16 protein-coding genes are annotated in these 18,205 nt (G+C 44.5%); 3 read left to right on the top strand and 13 right to left on the bottom strand.

Going from position 1 to position 18,205, the window contains the following annotated elements:
* Nucleotides 1-3 precede the first annotated feature (3 nt).
* From ACFGVR_RS08350 to ACFGVR_RS08340, 3 genes are all read right to left on the bottom strand, one after another.
* Nucleotides 4-2,262, bottom strand: a complete 2,259-nt coding sequence (locus ACFGVR_RS08350) for a Tex family protein (RefSeq protein ID WP_448702347.1) — start codon at nucleotides 2,260-2,262, stop codon at nucleotides 4-6.
* Between the two features lie 86 nt (nucleotides 2,263-2,348).
* Nucleotides 2,349-2,882 carry a dihydrofolate reductase family protein gene (locus ACFGVR_RS08345; RefSeq protein ID WP_448702346.1) on the bottom strand — a complete coding sequence of 178 codons (534 nt, stop codon included), beginning with the start codon at nucleotides 2,880-2,882 and terminating at the stop codon, nucleotides 2,349-2,351.
* Between the two features lie 79 nt (nucleotides 2,883-2,961).
* Nucleotides 2,962-4,239: a TPR end-of-group domain-containing protein gene (locus ACFGVR_RS08340; protein ID WP_448702345.1), complete on the bottom strand. Its 1,278-nt coding sequence runs from the start codon at nucleotides 4,237-4,239 to the stop codon at nucleotides 2,962-2,964.
* A gap of 192 nt (nucleotides 4,240-4,431) precedes the next feature.
* Between ACFGVR_RS08340 and ACFGVR_RS08335 the strand changes: the two genes are divergently transcribed.
* The gene (locus ACFGVR_RS08335; protein ID WP_448702344.1) at nucleotides 4,432-4,989 is read left to right on the top strand and encodes a dihydrofolate reductase family protein; all 558 of its coding nucleotides are present in this window, start codon (nucleotides 4,432-4,434) and stop codon (nucleotides 4,987-4,989) included.
* Nucleotides 4,990-5,059: 70 nt separating this feature from the next.
* Here the strand turns inward: ACFGVR_RS08335 and ACFGVR_RS08330 are convergent, their stop codons facing one another.
* The 9 genes from ACFGVR_RS08330 to ACFGVR_RS08290 form a co-directional block, all read right to left on the bottom strand.
* Entirely contained in the window at nucleotides 5,060-6,043 is a 984-nt protein-coding gene (locus ACFGVR_RS08330) for a pyruvate dehydrogenase complex E1 component subunit beta (RefSeq protein WP_448702343.1), read from the bottom strand.
* Nucleotides 6,044-6,149: 106 nt separating this feature from the next.
* Nucleotides 6,150-9,509: a glycosyltransferase gene (locus ACFGVR_RS08325; protein WP_448702341.1), complete on the bottom strand. Its 3,360-nt coding sequence runs from the start codon at nucleotides 9,507-9,509 to the stop codon at nucleotides 6,150-6,152.
* 59 nt (nucleotides 9,510-9,568) lie between these two features.
* Complete coding sequence (locus tag ACFGVR_RS08320) at nucleotides 9,569-9,730, bottom strand: FeoB-associated Cys-rich membrane protein (RefSeq protein WP_448702340.1); 162 nt, start codon at nucleotides 9,728-9,730, stop codon at nucleotides 9,569-9,571.
* Between the two features lie 93 nt (nucleotides 9,731-9,823).
* Nucleotides 9,824-11,020, bottom strand: a complete 1,197-nt coding sequence (locus tag ACFGVR_RS08315) for a hypothetical protein (protein WP_448702339.1) — start codon at nucleotides 11,018-11,020, stop codon at nucleotides 9,824-9,826.
* Between the two features lie 4 nt (nucleotides 11,021-11,024).
* The gene (locus ACFGVR_RS08310) at nucleotides 11,025-11,858 is read right to left on the bottom strand and encodes a type 1 glutamine amidotransferase (protein ID WP_448702338.1); all 834 of its coding nucleotides are present in this window, start codon (nucleotides 11,856-11,858) and stop codon (nucleotides 11,025-11,027) included.
* 121 nt (nucleotides 11,859-11,979) lie between these two features.
* On the bottom strand, nucleotides 11,980-13,077 hold the full coding sequence (locus ACFGVR_RS08305; protein ID WP_448702337.1) for a carboxylate-amine ligase: 1,098 nt from the start codon (nucleotides 13,075-13,077) through the stop codon (nucleotides 11,980-11,982).
* A gap of 57 nt (nucleotides 13,078-13,134) precedes the next feature.
* Nucleotides 13,135-14,151 (bottom strand): ATP-grasp domain-containing protein, encoded by a 1,017-nt coding sequence (locus ACFGVR_RS08300; RefSeq protein ID WP_448702336.1) that lies wholly within the window; start codon nucleotides 14,149-14,151, stop codon nucleotides 13,135-13,137.
* A gap of 67 nt (nucleotides 14,152-14,218) precedes the next feature.
* Nucleotides 14,219-14,938, bottom strand: a complete 720-nt coding sequence (gene aqpZ, locus ACFGVR_RS08295; protein ID WP_448702335.1) for an aquaporin Z — start codon at nucleotides 14,936-14,938, stop codon at nucleotides 14,219-14,221.
* Between the two features lie 56 nt (nucleotides 14,939-14,994).
* On the bottom strand, nucleotides 14,995-15,699 hold the full coding sequence (locus tag ACFGVR_RS08290; RefSeq protein ID WP_448702334.1) for an esterase family protein: 705 nt from the start codon (nucleotides 15,697-15,699) through the stop codon (nucleotides 14,995-14,997).
* Nucleotides 15,700-15,818: 119 nt separating this feature from the next.
* Here ACFGVR_RS08290 and ACFGVR_RS08285 point away from each other — a divergent pair, with 119 nt between their 5' ends.
* The gene (locus tag ACFGVR_RS08285; protein ID WP_448702333.1) at nucleotides 15,819-16,394 is read left to right on the top strand and encodes a VanZ family protein; all 576 of its coding nucleotides are present in this window, start codon (nucleotides 15,819-15,821) and stop codon (nucleotides 16,392-16,394) included.
* Nucleotides 16,395-16,465: 71 nt separating this feature from the next.
* On the top strand, nucleotides 16,466-17,272 hold the full coding sequence (locus ACFGVR_RS08280) for an alpha/beta hydrolase (RefSeq protein ID WP_448702332.1): 807 nt from the start codon (nucleotides 16,466-16,468) through the stop codon (nucleotides 17,270-17,272).
* Here ACFGVR_RS08280 and ACFGVR_RS08275 read toward each other — a convergent pair.
* Nucleotides 17,269-18,204 carry a hypothetical protein gene (locus tag ACFGVR_RS08275; protein ID WP_448702331.1) on the bottom strand — a complete coding sequence of 312 codons (936 nt, stop codon included), beginning with the start codon at nucleotides 18,202-18,204 and terminating at the stop codon, nucleotides 17,269-17,271. The genes ACFGVR_RS08280 and ACFGVR_RS08275 overlap by 4 nt on opposite strands.
* Nucleotide 18,205 lies beyond the last annotated feature (1 nt).

Below are 18,205 nucleotides of genomic sequence, written 5' to 3'. Positions count from 1 at the left end.
AGCTTACTTAAATTTGCTTTTTAAGGCTGCTAATTTAACAGCCATATCCGTTTCCGGGATGTGCCTGTCATGCTGTTTTTGAGCGACAGGCGCAGTCTTTTTAACAAATTCTTTCTTTGTGGCGGGTTCTCTTACTTCGTTTTCTTTCATGGATAACGAAATACGCTTCCTGTCGGCATCAACACCGGTAACGGTAACTTTTACTTTTTGGTTTACCTTTAAAACCTCGTTAGGGTCTTTAATAAACCGGTTGGTGATCTGGCTCAGGTGTACCAGGCCATCCTGGTGTACGCCGATATCCACAAAAGCGCCAAAATTGGTAATATTGGTTACCACGCCAGGCAGTACCATGCCAACTTTCAGATCGCCTATGGCATTGATCCCTTCAGAAAATTCAAAAGCCTCAAACTGCTCACGCGGGTCGAGACCAGGTTTGGCCAGCTCGGCCATAATATCGTGTAGTGTAGGTAAACCAACGGTTTCGGTCACATATTTTTGCAGTGGTATCCGCTTGCGCAGCTGATCATCTTTCATCAGGTCCTGAACTGTGCAGCCCATATCTTTGGCCATCTGCTCCACCAGGGCATAGCTTTCGGGATGCACCGCGCTGGCATCAAGCGGGTTTTCGGCATTGCGGATACGTAAAAAGCCGGCGGCCTGCTCAAAAGCTTTATCGCCCAAGCGGGCTACCTTTTTTAGATCGAAGCGCCTTTTGAAAGCGCCATTTTGGTTACGGTACTCTACGATGTTTTGCGCCAGTTGCGGCCCAAGGCCCGATACGTAGGCCAGTATTTGTTTGGAAGCGGTATTGAGCTCAACCCCAACGGCATTAACGCAGCTCATTACGGTATCATCCAAACTGGTTTGCAGCTTGGTTTGGTCAACATCGTGCTGGTATTGGCCCACGCCTATTGATTTAGGGTCTATCTTTACCAGTTCGGCCAATGGATCTATCAGCCTGCGACCGATAGAAACCGCGCCGCGTACGGTAATATCCTTATCGGGAAATTCTTCGCGGGCCACTTCGGATGCCGAATAAATCGATGCCCCGCTTTCGTTCACCATCACAATGGTAACGTTGGGGATATTTAAGCCGCGTACAAATGTTTCGGTTTCGCGGCCTGCGGTGCCGTTGCCAATGGCAATAGCCTCGATGTTATATTTTTCGCAAAGATGCGTAACGGTCTTTTCGGCTTCTTTAACACTGCCTGCGCCGGTGTGCGGGTAAATGGTGGTATTATCCAATAATTGCCCTTGTGCATCAAGGCAAACTACTTTACAACCCGTACGGAAACCCGGATCGATAGCCATGATACGTTTTTGGCCAAGCGGCGCAGCCAACAGCAGTTGGCGAACATTTTCGGCAAATACTTTAATGGCCTCTTCATCGGCCTTCTTTTTGGTGAGCAGGCGTACCTCCGTCTCCATCGATGGTTTGAGCAGGCGTTTGTAACCATCGGCAACAGCCAGGCTAACCTGGGCAGCAACTTCATTACGTGCTTTTACAAACAGATCTTCCAGGGTATTGATCGCTTCATCTTCTGGTGGCAGCAGGTCCAGGTATAATATCTCCTCCTTCTCTCCCCTGCGCATGGCCAGTATCCGGTGCGATGGTGCCGATTTTACCGGCTCGTTCCACTCAAAATAGTCTTTATATTTAATACCCTCCTGCTCTTTGCCGGGCACTACCTTACAATCAAAGTTGCCTTTCTCAACAAACAGCTTACGCACTTTATCGCGCGCTTCAACATTTTCGCTGATGGTTTCGGCAATAATATCTCTTGCTCCGGCCAGTGCTTCTTCGGCACTGTTTACACCCTTTTCTTCATTGATGTATTTGTCGGCTTCTAAGGCAACATCCAGCCTGCCTTGTTCCAAAATAATATCGGCCAAAGGCTGTAAACCTTTTTCCCGGGCAGCAGTAGCACGGGTTTTGCGTTTGGGGCGATACGGCAAATAGATATCTTCAAGCAGGGTCATGCTTTCGGCTTCATCAATAGCTTTGTTGAGTTCGGGCGTTAACTTGCCCATATCGGTAAGCGATTTGATGATGGCTTCTTTACGTTTATCCAGATCGCGCAGTTGTTGTATCCTGTCGCGGATGGCGGCTACGGCAACTTCATCCAATGCCCCGGTAGCCTCTTTACGGTAACGGGAGATAAAGGGTACGGTGGCGCCTTCATCCAACAGATCAACAGTGGCACTAACTTGTTTTTCGGCAACAGAAAGTTCGGAAGCTATTTTTTTATAGTGGGATATCATCTTTGTAATTGAGGTTACTAATTTGGCGGTATCGCATCAAAATGCCAAAAATCGTTTTCAACAAATGGGGCAAGAGTGAGGATACTCTACTCCGTAGCATAATGCAGTTGCACCAATCCCTTTTCAAACGCTTTAGATGAGATCAACTTCAGTTTGCCTTCAGGTCGCCCCTGCTTAAACAATGGCACACCTTCGCCCAGATAAACCGGTATGATGGAGATAATGTATTCGTCGATCAGATTTAAGGCCATCATCTGGTTAACAATGTCTGCACCGCCATCTACAAATATGTGTTTGCCTGCCGCTGTTTTCAGTTTCGATACAAGAGCGTGCAGATCGCCGGTATAAAAAGCAATATTACCTTCTGCCGGCCGTTCGGTACGGGTGAGCACAAAAGTTTGCTTATCCGCATGCGGGAAAGGGACGCCAAAGGTTAAAACTTTATCATAAGTTTTACGGCCTAAAATTACAGTGTCAATATCTTTTATAAACTCGCTGTAACCGTAGTCTTCGCCTTTTTGTTCGACAATTGATAAGAAGTCAAGGCTTCCATCCGGTTTGGCAATAAAGCCGTCAAGACTCATCGCAATAAATAGTTTTACTTTTCTGTCTGCCATCATAGTCGTGTTTGCAACCACTAATTTGACAGTAACAGGGCTATCTCACAAAAATGGTTTTCAACAACGTCGCAACAGTAACTTACCTGATCGAAGCCGACGTTTTATCGTCAACCGGCAGCTGCCAGAACAAGTTAGGGTTGTTGGTTTTATAAAACACTTTGGTGTACTTGTTCTTATCGTCGGTTACTACGGCTTGATCAGGCGATTGTTTAAAGTAATCAAGCGGTAGCAGGGTTACGTACTCCGTTTTTTTGCCTTCGCCGGCGGTTTCAGTATCATACTCGCTGCGCAGCGGGCACTCTAAAATATACAGGTTTTTAGCCATGTAGTTGTATAAATAATCCTGTTTAAGGGTCGACTGACGATGATTCCAGTTTGCATCGGGATTAACAATAAGCGGCTTATCGTTAACCAATCGCTCGCGCACTTCGGCAAGGCCAAGTAATGTGCCGGTTTCATCCATCACGTAGGCATCATTGGTCGGGTCTATCCAAATCCATTTATTTAATGAGCGGGCATATACCATATTGATCACATGGCAATCGTTATCTATCTTCAGGCTATCTTTCGGGAAACAGGTAACAAACCGCGACTTAAAACCCATCGATAAATAACATTCATTCAATACCGTTGCCAATCCCCGGCAGTTTAAACCACGGCTCTCTTTTTTACAAACGGCTATCATGCTCATGGCATTTTTAACAGCCGGGTTATTGTGCTGCCCATCATGAGGTACCAGATCATGTATCCAATGCAGTAAGCTTATTATCTGCGACACTTCATTGCCTTTACCTGCTACCGAATCCAATTTAAAGGCTTTGCGCAATTCAACCAGGTGCGGCTCGGTTGCCGATTGATAGGTAAACTGCGGCACCTGCCGGGTATCAGCCGTGTTATATTTGCCGGCCTTTTTTAAGATGTATAAATAATCGTTCACTTCGCGTACACGGGTAACCATGGCAATAAAACGAGGCTCGTTACGTATGTTATTCATATCAACATCGCCGGTTATGGTTTTATACCAGATAAAACCCAGTTTGATGCTTTTATCTAAGGTGTTTAAGGCATTTTCTTTGTCGTTGAGCAGCGAGTAAACGCACGCCAGGTTGTACCAGGCGCTGTTATAGTTTCCCTTAAAACAAGCCTGGTCAACAGTGCTCAGTTTTTTATACTCATTTTCAAAGCTGGTGGTGAGTTGGGCGTATGCTTTAGCATCGCGCTTTTTATAAGCGTCCATACGCAAAGTATCGCTTTTACAGGCGAACACGTAGAATACTTTTTGACTGGGTGTTAACTGGGCCTTTGCAATGGCCGACAAAAAGATGAGGATTGTGAAGCAGGTCAGTTTAAGTTTCATGTAGATAAAGACGACAGGAAATTTAAAAGGTTACGCTAATATAAAGTAAATTTATTTTCTGTTTGAGGAGAGTGTGCCGTTGGCTTAATCGCCCCTTTTTTGTCGCGTATTGCCCTCCCTATGGTGTCCACAGTATCTTATTTTTGATCTGACAATGAATCACTAAATCATCAAAAAACTAAAAACTGGTATATGAGAAAATTAGTCTTTGCAATCAACACAACCTTAGATGGCTATTGCGACCATACTTTATTTTTTCCAGATGACGAATTAATGGAATATTTTACGCAACTCGCACGGGATGCCGACACTTACCTGTACGGGCGTAAAACGTACGAACTGATGGTGCCTTACTGGCCCGATTTAGCTAAAAACCCCGACAATACCCGGAAGTTAGATGTTGAATTTGCCCGCGCATTTGATGCCGTTAGCAAAATTGTGGTATTCTCAAAAACGTTGGACGGTGTAGCAAATAGCAAAACAAAAATTGTGCACACCGGTCTTCGCGACGAAATACTCAGACTAAAACAAGAGGAAGGCAAAGATATTTCAACCGGTGGGGTAAACCTTGCTTCGCAATTGGCAGAGCTTGGCTTGATTGATGAATATCATTTTGTGGTTCTCCCGATAATCGCAGGAGGGGGCACAAAGGTATTCAACGGTATTAACCTGCAGGAGCAACTAAATCTAAAACTAATTGATTCAAGGATCTTTAAATCAGGCGCAGTTGCGCTCCGGTATATCAGCTAATTTATTCCAAACAAAAAGCCTTCCTGAAAAAAATCAGGAAGGCTTTTTTAATATTCAAACAGGCTACTAATTATTTAGCCACGTACATTACTTCTTTAACAGCTTTTATCACACGCTCAGGGTTTGGTAAATACTCCTGTATTAAAGTTGGCGCGTAAGGCAATGGCACGTCTCCACCCATAATGCGCAGGATAGGGGCATCCAGGTAATCAAATGCATCTTTTTGCACTTTAAAAGCAACCTCGGTAGCAATTGAACCTAATGGCCAGCTTTCTTCAACGATCACCAAACGGTTTGTTTTTTTAACCGATTCGATCACAGTAGCGTAATCAATAGGGCGTACGGTACGTAAGTCGATCACTTCGGCGCTGATACCGTCTTTTGCCAGTTCGGCTGCCGCGGCAATCACCACTTTCATGATCTTGCCAAAGCCTACCAGGGTAACATCGGTACCTTCGCTTACTACTTTAGCTTTACCTATTTCAATATAATATGTTTCCTCAGGTACTTCGCCTTTATCACCGTACATTAATTCCGACTCCATAAAGATAACCGGATCGGGATCAAGAATAGCTGATTTCAACAAACCTTTTGCGTCATAAGGATTTGACGGTACAACTACTTTTAAACCCGGGCAGTTGGCATACCAGTTTTCAAAGCATTGGCTGTGTTGTGAGCTTAACATACCCGCATTACCAGTTGGACCGCGGAATACGATAGGCACCGAAAACTGACCGCCGCTCATCGACATCATTTTAGCTGCCGCGTTAATTACCTGGTCGATAGCTACCAGAGAAAAGTTAAACGTCATGAACTCGATGATAGGACGCAGGCCATTCATAGCCGAACCGATACCTATACCGGCAAAACCTAACTCAGAGATAGGCGTATCAATTACACGTTTTGCACCAAATTCGTCAAGCATGCCCTGGCTAACTTTATAGGCACCATTGTATTCGGCAACTTCTTCACCCATCAGGTAAATATTTTCGTCCTTACGCATCTCTTCGTTCATTGCTTCGCGAAGCGCTTCTCTGAATTGTATTTCTCTCATTCTGTGTTAAATCATGTATTTTTTTAGCGACAGCAAATATAATGAGTAATGTTTATAATGCAACTGCCGAAAACACGTGTAAAGGGTAAATTTTATAATATTTTGATTACTTAGCGGTAACGTTACCTGTACGTTTTAAAACGCCCCAGCCGCTCAGTTCACCTTTAACGGCGCGGCGTATGGATTTAAATAAAACGTAATACATTAACTGCCGCCATATTAGCCTTTGCGGGATAATGTACACCAGCTTTTTGTAGTTTTCTTTTTCCATCCGGAAGGCAATGATGCCCACAATAAAGTCCACCAGCACAAAGGTCACGTAGTAGATGAGGATCTTTTCTTTATGATCGCCCATTAAACCGAAGATCATCATCAGATCCGCCAGCGGCGAAAACAACGGCAATATGATCTGGAAGATGAGGATGTTAGGCATACCCACCATGCCAAAGTATCTGTACTTTTTGTTGAACAACGCATCGCGGTTTTTCCAGAAGCTCTGCATCACCCCAAAACTCCACCTGAAGCGCTGTTTTAGCAGCATAGTAACCGATTCAGGCGCTTCGGTATAGGCTATGGCTTCGGCGCAATTTTTTATAACATAACCTTGTTTTAAAATGCGCATCGTTAAATCGCAATCTTCGGCCAAAGTATCATAAGTAAAGCCGCCCGCCTTGTCAATAGCTGTTTTGCGGAAAGCGCCGATAGCACCCGGCACTACGGTAATACTGTTGATGAGATCAAACGCCCGGCGATCCATATTCTGCGCCGTAATATATTCGATGGATTGCCAGCGGGTGATCAGGTTGTTTTCGTTACCAACTTTTACCGTACCCGCAACCGCACCAATTTCCTCATCGCTAAAATAGGTCATCAGGTGATATACGGCATCGTCTTTCAACTGCGTATCGGCATCAATACAAACTACAAAATCGTAGGTAGCATGGCTTATTCCGTAGTTTAATGCCGAGGCTTTGCCACCATTGGGCTTGGTCAATATCTTAACCTTCGGATGCCCCCCGTAAGCAGCGTTTACTATTTCAAATGTTTTGTCTTTCGAGCCATCATCCACAAAAATGATCTCGAAATCTTTATAGTCCGTTTTCAGTAAACTCTCGATGGTTTTGGTAGCAGTTATCTCTTCATTATAAGCCGGCACAATAATACTTACCGGGTATAAAACAGCCTCTGCTAACCGTTCGGCAGTTTCCTTTTTATCTTCCTTGTTTTGTATCAGGGCCAAAATACCTATCAGCACCACCCGGCCCATAGCTAAAAATATAGCCGTTAAAAACAGGTATAGCATAAACCAATTACCATAAAACACAGCAAATACAAACATGTTGTAAAAACTGCCTATCACACCACTATCGGCATCATCGGTAATTTTGGGCATCAGGTCGTCTTTGGTTTTGTGCAATACATCGGCAATTGTAGTAAATTGATAGCCGTGACTTTTAAAATAGTGGATAATATCGGGCAATACCTTAACCGTTTGCTCACGGCCATCGCCGCCGGCATCGTGCAATAGCAACATTGAGCCATTATCTTTTTGGGCGATAACACGCGCCAGGATCGTATCGGCAGTTACACCAGGTTCCCAATCGTGTGGGTCGATCGATTCGCCGATATTGATATACCTTTCTTCGCGGCTCAGTGCTACCGGGATAACCTCCTGTAAAGTTGTTGGCTCGGCATCAGCATTAAACGGCGGGCGGAACAAAATTGTACTGCGGCCGGTAACCAGTTCTATGAGTTTGCGGGTCGAGTTTAACTCGAGGTTTACCCGTTTTAAGCTTACCGCTGATATATCGGGGTGAAAAAAAGTGTGGTTACCAATTTCGTATCCGGCATTAAATTCGTCTTTTAATATCGAGATGTTCTTTTCAACCATCGATCCGACTACAAAAAACGAAGCAGGTACATTTTCACGTTTTAAAATTTCGAGGATACGCGGTGTATAGTCCGGATCGGGACCATCGTCAAATGTGAGCACGATCTTTTTTGGCGCATAGCCGTATCGTCTGATCACGTATTTTGTAGGCAGCTCTTTATACTCCTGGCCGGTAAAACTAAACGTTACCGGATCAAGTGCCACACTGATCAAACCGGGGTGTGGGGTTGATACCAGGTCGAGCACCTCGCCTGTACCCGCATAATCAACTTCCACCTTGTTATTTAAGGCAACGGTGGTTAGCTTTTGTTTGTCGACACCGGTTTTACGCAGCGAATCGATAGACAAGTTCTTATCAAAAAAACTCCACAAACGCGGGTCTTCAGATCCTAAGCGCCACAGCGCAACACCTGCGGTGGCCCAGTCATCGGCCATGCGGATGATATTGAAATTGGTGATAGCATCGGTAAAGTAAACCGAATGCGGTATCCCATCCTGAAAAGTATAGGTATAGTGCAGGTTAGCCGTAACAGGGTTGAATATAATTTTGCTCTTATGCTCCTGCGCGGTACTGATGGCCTGTTGATAAGTTACCGGTGTACCGATACTGCTTTGGGGCCAATCGTACCCGTAAGCACCTACGGCAAAAATTATCTTGTTGCTGGGGATACGTGCGCAAATATCATCTAAAACTGATTCGGCCCAGCGCTGGTCGGAGATATCGCCATCATTGCTCGACTCGGTATGTTGATCGTAAGCCATAATAAACAGGTAATCGTTGTATTTGGCCAGTTCTTCAACATCGTACTCGTCATTTTGCGGAAAAACGTCCTGGGTAACCAAAAAACCCCGGGCATGCAATGCCGCGTAAACCTCTTTTTGAAAGGTGACGAAATCATCACTGTTCCTGTCCTTTAAGTCTTCAAAATCGAGATTGATACCTTGCAGGTGAAACTTATCCAGTTTATCGATGAGGCTATTGATAAATTTTGTACGCGTTTTTTTTGATTTGATTATCCGCTCAACGTCTTTGGTATCCCACTCGCCCGCAACGTTGTTGATGTTTACATAGTTTGATACCTGTGCTATAATAGGCTTTTTGTATTTTTTATTGAGCCTGATCAACGCGGTATCAATACTGGCACGTACCGTATCGGCATTTTTTGTTAAAAAGAACCACTCGCTTACTACCAGGTCGAGCTTACTGATATGACTTTCGAGCGAGGTGAAGGATTGCGGATCCCAGTTTACATAAAACGCCGCATTGATCCGGTTTTTATTGCTTGGATGTTTGAGCTGGTGCAAACGAAGATCCCGCTTAAGTTCCTGGATCTGATTTTTCTCTAACTTAAAATCCTTGTACTTGGTAGAGTGCTTTAAGGCATCCAGCTCATCTTTCGAGAATTTTTTGGGCGCCTGCTCCAGATTAGGTAAAGCCGGATATTGTTTGGATGTAATGGTAATTGCCGCACCTACAACGCCGCAAACCAATAAAATGATCAGTAACCGGCTTAACCACTTAAAACGTGTCCATCTGCCCGGGGTATCAGCTTGAAAAACCTGTTTATTAGACATTAATAGTTAATAGGTTTAGCAAATTTAATAACATCAATAAAAGTAGCGATTGGTTTTAACTATTTGCCCGGTTTTGGATGATCGATGTTTGAAAAATCAACACCACACTTACAATTTGAACCGCAGCCTGATTTTGCAGTTAAACTTTTGTAAACCATACGGCTCACATAAAATAATGCTGCTGCGAAAATTGCTAAAACGATGATGATCTGAAAATTCATACTGCAAATTTAATAAAATTTTGCCTTTAAACGCCAAGTGGCAAATGTAGCAATGAAACCTATAGTAATATACAAAACGTTTATTGATTGGTTTTATTTTTGCATAAAGGCTACCGTGCTGCCAACCCAGTCAAAATCCTGGTTATACCGCACACCGATCATTTTTCCGCGACTAAGGCGAGCCAGATTAATGGCTAAGGTTGGACGCTCGTCGCCATCGGGCCATAAATACAATAACCTGATCTCGGCCTTAACACCACCATCCGGCGATTGTATAACAGGTTCGTAATATACCTTTTGTTGTAATATCCAGTTCTCCGGATCGGCAATGGCTTCGATATCGCTTCCTGATACATCAATAATAACTCCCTGCCCGGCAAAAGAAAACAAAGGTTTTAGCACATAATTTTCCAAATCGGCGGGTATCTCATCCAATTGGTTTAAAAACCAGGTTTTGGGGATATATGCACCTTTTAAAAACGGCATGGTGTATTTGCTGATGCGGTAAAACCAGTTAGGGTGAGTTACCCATTCCACATCCAGCGGCTGGCGCACATCCACCACCTTGGCTAACAATTCATCGTTGCCGGCAATCTCGTCAAATATTAAACGGTTATAAATGCGTTTGATCTGTATCCACTCGCCATCGACCTCGTAATATAATTTATTTTCACACTGGCGCAGATCTTGCAAAGAAACGATACCGATACCCAGGTAATTTTGGGTAATGTAAAAATCAACATTGGTTTTTTGCTCATTGGCGCTAACGTCCATTAAAACCACCTCTTGTGGCTGGTGCGGGCCAACAATGGTACGCTTAAGCAACTCAATATAGCTTTCTTTATCCAGCCCGTTAAAGTACAATGTCCAGTCTTTCCCCGGTACTTCAAAACTTTCTCCGTATTGCTCGCCAAGCAACGATTGAAAGCCAAACAGTGACGGGAAACCTTGCAGCTCTATCAGTTTTGGCACAAGCTCACCTTTTTCATTTTTGCAAATACCAAAATCGAGCGCTAAAAAATGTGGGTGATCGTTTTCATTAGCCACGTTCCACCTTGGCGGGATGGAGCGGTTGGTGAGTTGTTTAAAATCAGGCCTGAGGATGGTTTTAACAATGTCGTTACCTGCTGCTATCAGCTTATTGCGAAAAGCATTATCAATAAATAAAGGCGTTTCGGCAACGCGGAAAGTTATCGGGAACGGCGAATTTTTGTCCAGGTTGGCCAAAAACGCGGCATATTTTTCATCGCTGTAATGTTCGTTATAAGCTTTTCGCGCTAATGGCACCATGGGGTTAAGCCTCCTGTAAACTGTGTAAAGCCGAGTACAAAAAGTTAGGGATAATGGTGTTATGTGTCAGCAAGATCTGATCCGGATCGTCAAGCCCCTTCAGCATATCGTCGTACTTTTTCTGGCCGTATTCTTCTATCATCGATTGTTTGCGCTCTTCATCCAGCATGTGCACCTTCATCCCTGTCGGGTCGGCTTCGGGGTGAAACTGGGTACCAAAAAAGTATTCGTTAAAGCGGATGGCCATCATGGCGCGGGGCAGATCAATATGCGGGCGCTCCTTTTCGATAGCCAGCAAAGTTGCGCCCATTTCCTTAAATTTTTCTTCGTTGGGATGGATCACCTGCCATTCGCGCGAGTCGACAACCGCGAACGGATCGGTCAGGCCCTCAAATAAATATTCGGATGCGGCTGCCGCTGTTTGATGAACGGGCATAATACCAAACGATTCGGAATTGCGCTCGTTTACCACACCCAACCCGTATCTGCGGCACATCAACTGGAACGAATGGCAAACAAACAATACGTGTTTTTTATTAGGATTGCCGGAAGCGTTATGTGCGCTGATCTCATCGACCAGGTTCCAGTATTGGGCCTCCCATTCGGTGTCGGCGGTATCAATCGGGCTACCGGGGCCGCCGCTCGAAATGTACACATCAAAATCGGTACCCGGAATTTCGTTTTTAGCTCGAAGATCAAATACCTGGTAACTTAAGTTAACCTGGTGCTGTTGCCTGTAACGCTCTACCAGCTCCACAAAGTTGCGCATACCCTGGTTGGGATAATTATCGTAAAGGTCAATTATGGCAACTTTTATTGCTGTTCTTTCTTTCTGCATTGATCTCTTTTGTTGCTGGTGTCAGTTAAAGTAAATTATCAGCAAAAATAATAAAACTGTTAAGGTTTTTTGGGATATTTAAGTTGATTTAGAAGCAGATATCATAGTCCTGACGTAGTTCCTACGTTCCTATTAAAGTTTGCGATGTAATGTAATCAACCACATCGGCAAAGCTTTGTTTTTGGTTATAAACAGCCAGTTGCCTGTCGGCGCCGGTGCCGTGCTCCAGTATTTTATGCACATAGTTCAACTCCCGCCGGCAGCCTAAATCATCAACCACATCGTCAACAAAATCCAGCAGTTCTAAAATCAGGGCGCGGGTGTTCACTTCGAGCTGTTTACCAAAATCGATCATCTTGCCATCAATTCCGTAACGTGCGGCACGCCATTTATTTTCGTTAATGAGCGCACGGCTGTAGGTTATAAAGTTCATGTTTTGCTGGCGCAGTTTGTACAACTTGGCGCACAGACATTGAAACAGTGCCACAAAGGCCATGGTTTCGTCAATCAGCATAGGGCAATCGCAAATGCGGAACTCAATGGTCTCAAAAAACGGGTGCACCCGGATATCCCACCATATCTTTTTAGCGTTATCAATGCAATTGGTTTTTACCAATAGCTTAATGTAGCTATCGTACTCCTCGATACTACTGAAATAATCAGGAATACCGGTGCGTGGAAATTTATCGAATACTTTGGTTCGGAATGATTTGAACCCGGTATTACGCCCTTCCCAGAAAGGTGAGTTGGTTGATAAGGCATACACGTGCGGCAAAAAATAGCGCACCTGGTTGGCAATATTAATGGCCATTTCGCGCGATTGGATACCCACATGCACATGCAAACCAAAAATGAGGTTTGAGCGGGCGGCCTCCTGCATCTCGTCGACGATCTCGAAATACCTTGGGTGATCGGTTATCAACTGGTGCTGCCAATGCGAAAACGGGTGCGTACCTGCCGCACCTATGCGTAAACCCAGGTCGCCGGCAAGGCCCGCTACTGTGCGCCTAAGTTTGGTTACCTCGGCGCGGGCTTCATCGGTATTGCGGCAAATATGCGTGCCCACCTCAACTACGGCCTGGTGCATTTCGGCCTTTACCTGGTCTTCGTGTATCTTTTGCGCCGCATCAACAATTTTTTGCTCATGCGATTTCAGTTCCCGGCTAACGGGATCGATCACCATAAACTCTTCTTCGACACCTAAGGTAAACTCGTTCATAATTAAGGGGTATTTACGATAGCGATGGGTTTAAAACCCATTGCTATGGATGGATAATTATTTTTTTACCACTTTCTTTGGCTTCGCCTCTTTCGGAGCGGTCTTTTTTGGAGTCGACGCTACCAGCGGCATACCTGCCGCGCCGCTTTTTACAAACTGCCCCCAGGTTAAATTATCCCTACCCGGCTTTTGCGCTTTGGCGCGCTCTATGGCATAACTTGCGGCAGTTTCTACCACCCAGTCAAAGTTGGCCTGGCCAACACTTTTAACATCGGCATCGGGCGCGGGGTTACAAAAGTCTATTGCATAAGGTACTCCATCGCGTATTGCAAACTCAACGGTATTAAAATCGTAACCCAGGTATTGGTTGAGCTGGATAACATATTTAGTAACCTGGTGGAGCAGTTTTTTTGCTGCCGGTGCTTTGCCATGCTCGTAGCGCAGATGGTGCGGGTTGCGCGGCTCGTACTGCATAATACGCACATGCTTGCCGCCAATGCAATAACAGCGGAAGTAATCGTCAAAAACAACTTCTTCCTGCAGCATCATTACGTATTGTTTGGTCCGGTCGTACTTATCAAAAAAATCGTCGGCATCGTGCAGCTTGTAAACCTCTTTCCAGCCGCCGCCGTCAAAAGGTTTCATATACGCCGGGAAGCCCACGTACTCAAATATCCCCTGCCAATCAAGCGGGTACGCCAGGTTACGGAAGGACAGATCAGTAGTATCATCCGGATGTTCCTTTGATGGCAGGATGACCGTTTTAGGCACCGGTACATCGATCTTTACCGCGAGGGCATTGTTAAAAAACTTTTCGTCGGCGCTCCACCAAAACGGGTTATTGATAACCGCCGTACCGCAAATGGCGGCATTTTTTAAGGTAGCCCGGTAAAAAGGTACATCCTGCGATATGCGATCGATAATAACGGCATAGTCTAATGGTTCGGCCTGCATTACTTTGTTAATGCTTACAAAGTCGGCACGAATGCCTTTTTCGCCTTTATGATTCACACATTCAACAAAAGCCTGCGGAAAGGTATTTTCCTGGCCAAAGAGTATGCCTATTTTTTTCATTTGTTGGAGGATAAAGAGTGCCTGTTAATAATACTTAAACCCGTTAATTGTTTTGATCAATAGCAAGTTAGGTTACATCATTGGGTTCAAATATACCGCGCCATACTAAAGCCGACAGGATGCCCCCTAATATGGGCGCTATAATGAACAGCCACAACTGTTCTAATGCCTTTCCTCCGGCAAATATGGCCGGCCCAAAACTACGGGCTGGGTTAACCGATGTGCCGGTAATGGGAATAGCTACTAAATGTATCAGCACCAAACTAAGCCCTATGGCCATGCCCGCCATAGGGCTATTGCCAGATTTTGATGTGGTAGCGAAAATGACGAACAAAAACAGAAAGGTAAGCAGCGTTTCGGTTATAAATGCTGTAATTGTTGTGTAGGTGCCTAAATAACCCGGGCCCCAGCCGTTAGAACCAAGGGCCCACTCATTCATTTTGAAGTTTGCACCGCCTTGCTTAATATTCATTAAAGCGAAAGCAGCCAGCGTTGCACCGGCAAATTGCGCTATAATATAACCAACGGCATCTTTTGCGGTTATTTTTTTAGCCACCAGCATAGCAATAGTAATAGCCGGGTTAATGTGGCATCCCGAAATTGGGCCGATGGCGTAAGCCATTACCACTACCGTAAAACCAAAGGCCAGCGCTATACCTAATAGTCCGATACCGTCTATCGAATCGGAAACTGTTATTGGTATTGTTTTTCCGGCCACTACAGCTGCACCACATCCAAATAATACTAACGAAAACGTCCCGATAAATTCAGCAAGATACTTTTTCATAATGTTATTGATTTATGTGAATAAAAAATAATACTATTACTATGTATAAAGGTAGCTTATTTTATGGTTGATAAATAGTGGGGGAACATTTCCCGCCAAACGGGCCAGTCATGTTCGCCGGAGCGAATGTCCAGCCAATGATTAATATCTTTTTGCTTTAAAATGTTTGACAGGCCGATGTTTTCGCCTTTACAAAAATCGTGTTCAGCGGTACCCAGTATAATATTCATGTTCCACAGGGCAGGGTTATTATCGCCGGGTAAAAAATCGGGCGGGTTATTATAAAATATCTCATCGCTGTAAAAGCCATCGGTAAACTGCTTGATGTTGAATGCCCCACCCATCGAAAACAGATGCGCAACCTTATCGGGATGTTTAAAGGCAAAGTTTACGGCATGGTATCCGCCAAAGCTGCAACCGGCAACGGCAATACGGCTCACACCGGTTTCGTAACTTGCCCAGGGTGCCAGCTCTTCGTTAAGCATACGGTCATAAGCTTCGTGAGTACGGGCACGGTCGGCCGGATGGATACCTTTGTTATACCAGCTTTGCTCATCTATCGAATCTATACAGTAGATCTTTACCAAACCCTGATCAACATACCAGCTTACACTATCCAGTAAGCCAAAATCCTTGTTTTGGTAATATCGCCCCATTGAGGTTGGGAACAGGATAACCGGGTACCCGCGATCGCCAAAGATCAGCATATCGAGGTTTCTGCTCAGGCAGCGCGAGTACCAGCGTTTATATTCTTCTGTCAAAATCAATTAATTTATTGTAAGATAGGGGGATAGTTTTAAAAGTACAAACTAAATATTGCCGCAATTGCCCTTTTATTATCTTAGCGGTTAATTCACAAATCTAATCTGCTTACCAGGCAATGTTCCATCAACTTTTAAAGCCGGCGCTTATTATTTTTAGTTTAATGCTGCCGGCTTGGTTTATTTTGAGGCTAATGGTTAACGGTTACCGCAAAAACGGTAGCACATTTTCATTGAAGCACGAACTTACCTTGTTCTGGTTTTATACTTACATCATTTGTGTTTTACTGGTTACCGTGGTGCCAATACCCATGACACGGCATCAAAACACGGGCTTTGATCACATCAATTTCATACCCGTTGTACATACATTGAAAGAGTTTATTGCAACATTTTCGCGCGGAAGTATTTACATGAAGATACACACGCTCGAGAATGTACCCGGAAACGTTGTTTTGTTTTTCCCGTTGGGGGTACTTTTACCAGTGCTTTCCCCTGCATTCCGATCCCTTAAAAGCATATTTCTGACAGCGCTGGTTTTCTCATTTTCTATCGAACTAACCCAGTTTATCTGGCAGCATTTTGGCAATTACCGCTCGGTTGACATTGACGATATTATCTTAAATACCCTCGGCGGGGTTTTGGGGTATGCATTTGCGGGCAGACGCTTGGCGAAGAGTGCCAAGCCGCAGTAGGGTAAATTTACCGATAATTTACTTCATGTTTATAAAGATAACCCTACATTTGTGGCCTCAATTTTATTTTGATGTTGCGTACCGCTGAGATGACCGTTGCCGAAGAGAGCTTGCTGATCGATTCTGAAATACTAAACCGCGAGGTAACTATCACGTTGTTAATGCCCGGCGAATTCAATTTTGCCGAACCACTCAATTTGTTACTGCTGAATGATGGCCAGGAGGTTAACAATCTGCTGCTAAGCACAACGCTTCAAAACCTGTATCATAGTAACAAGATCAGGCCTGTTGTAATAGCGGCCATCCATGCCGGCGAAGAACGTTTACAGGAATATGGGGTAGCCCATCATCCCGATTATAAGGACCGTGGTGCCAAAGCGGGTTTGTATACCGATTTTATTTTAGACGAATTATTACCCCAGCTATATACACATACCGCCGTAAAAGCTTTTAAAACCATCGCTTTCGCGGGATTTTCATTAGGTGGGTTAACCGCTTTGGATATTGCCTGGAACCACAGCGATATTTTTAACAAAGTGGGCGTTTTTTCGGGATCACTCTGGTGGCGGAGTAAGGCTCTTAACGACGGTTATACCGATGCCGACCGTATTATGCACCGCGTTATCCGCGAAAGCAAAAACAAGCCCGACTTAAAATTCTGGCTGCAAACCGGCACGCTGGATGAGACTGCCGACCGTAACAACAACGGCATCATCGATTCGATAGACGATACCATCGACCTGATCAAAGAACTGGAGGCTAAAGGCTATACCCGCCCGGCCAACGTACAATACCTGGAAGTTGTTGGCGGTAAACACGATATGCCAACCTGGGCCAAAGCCATGCCTAAATTTTTAACCTGGGCCTTTGGTAATTAAAATTTAAAATATAAGCCCACTTCGAGGTAAAATACACTCGCTTTAAAAGGCTGGCTGGCTTCAATAACCTTGGTTAAAACTTGTTCGGCAGTTGTTCCTCTTGGTAAATTATCCTTAGCGAAAGTATAAGTAGGTGTCAGCTGGGCACTAAATTTACCTGATCTATATTCTACCGGCACTGTAAATTCATAATCGAGCAGGATAAATTTGCTTAGTGCATCATAATAATTATCGTATACCTTGTTAGCAGCGGTGGCTCCTTTTTTGGTTAACCTGTCCTTACGTTCAAGATAACCGCCATAAAAATTTTGCGATCCGGCATTTAGGCCCGCTTGCAGGGTAATCAATAAAAGGTCGTCGTCGTTAAAAAGGCCATCCGCCTCAAACTGGTGCGAAATATTGGGGTTAATGACAAAATCGCCACCGGCGCCACCGTTTTTGCCAAAGTTATAGCCAACATTTAGTTCGGAGGTAATGATGTCTGCAATATCATAATCAACATAAACATTAAGCATGCTGCTTATTGACGATGAAACCTGCGTGCTGTTGCTGTTATAAAAAAGCTTGGTAAATGATGTCCCGCCTTCCAGGTTATCGTTAAACGAGTGATCATACCCCGCCTCCAGGCTGCTACCATCAAGTTTGCCTTTTTTACGATTGGTAATAAACTCCAAACTTCCCGAAAAATAAATACCCGCTTTAAGTGTATAAGTAAGTTTAGGCGAGAAATAAGGCGTAGTTACCGTATCTGTCCTGCCAAGGTAAACATCGTTATTAGTATAGGCAATGCCTATCTGGAAACCAGATTTTGGCCGCGTAACCAAACCCGTGTCGGTTTGCCCAAACGCACATACCACCCAAAACACAAACGCGGTTACCGTAACTATTTTATACATGTACGAGCAGGTGTTTTCGATCGTATCAGCAAACACC

The sequence above is a fragment of the Mucilaginibacter aureus genome, assembly GCF_053514885.1.
The sequence above is the reverse complement of the archived record's forward strand: the minus strand, read 5'-3'. Positions and strand labels throughout refer to the sequence as shown.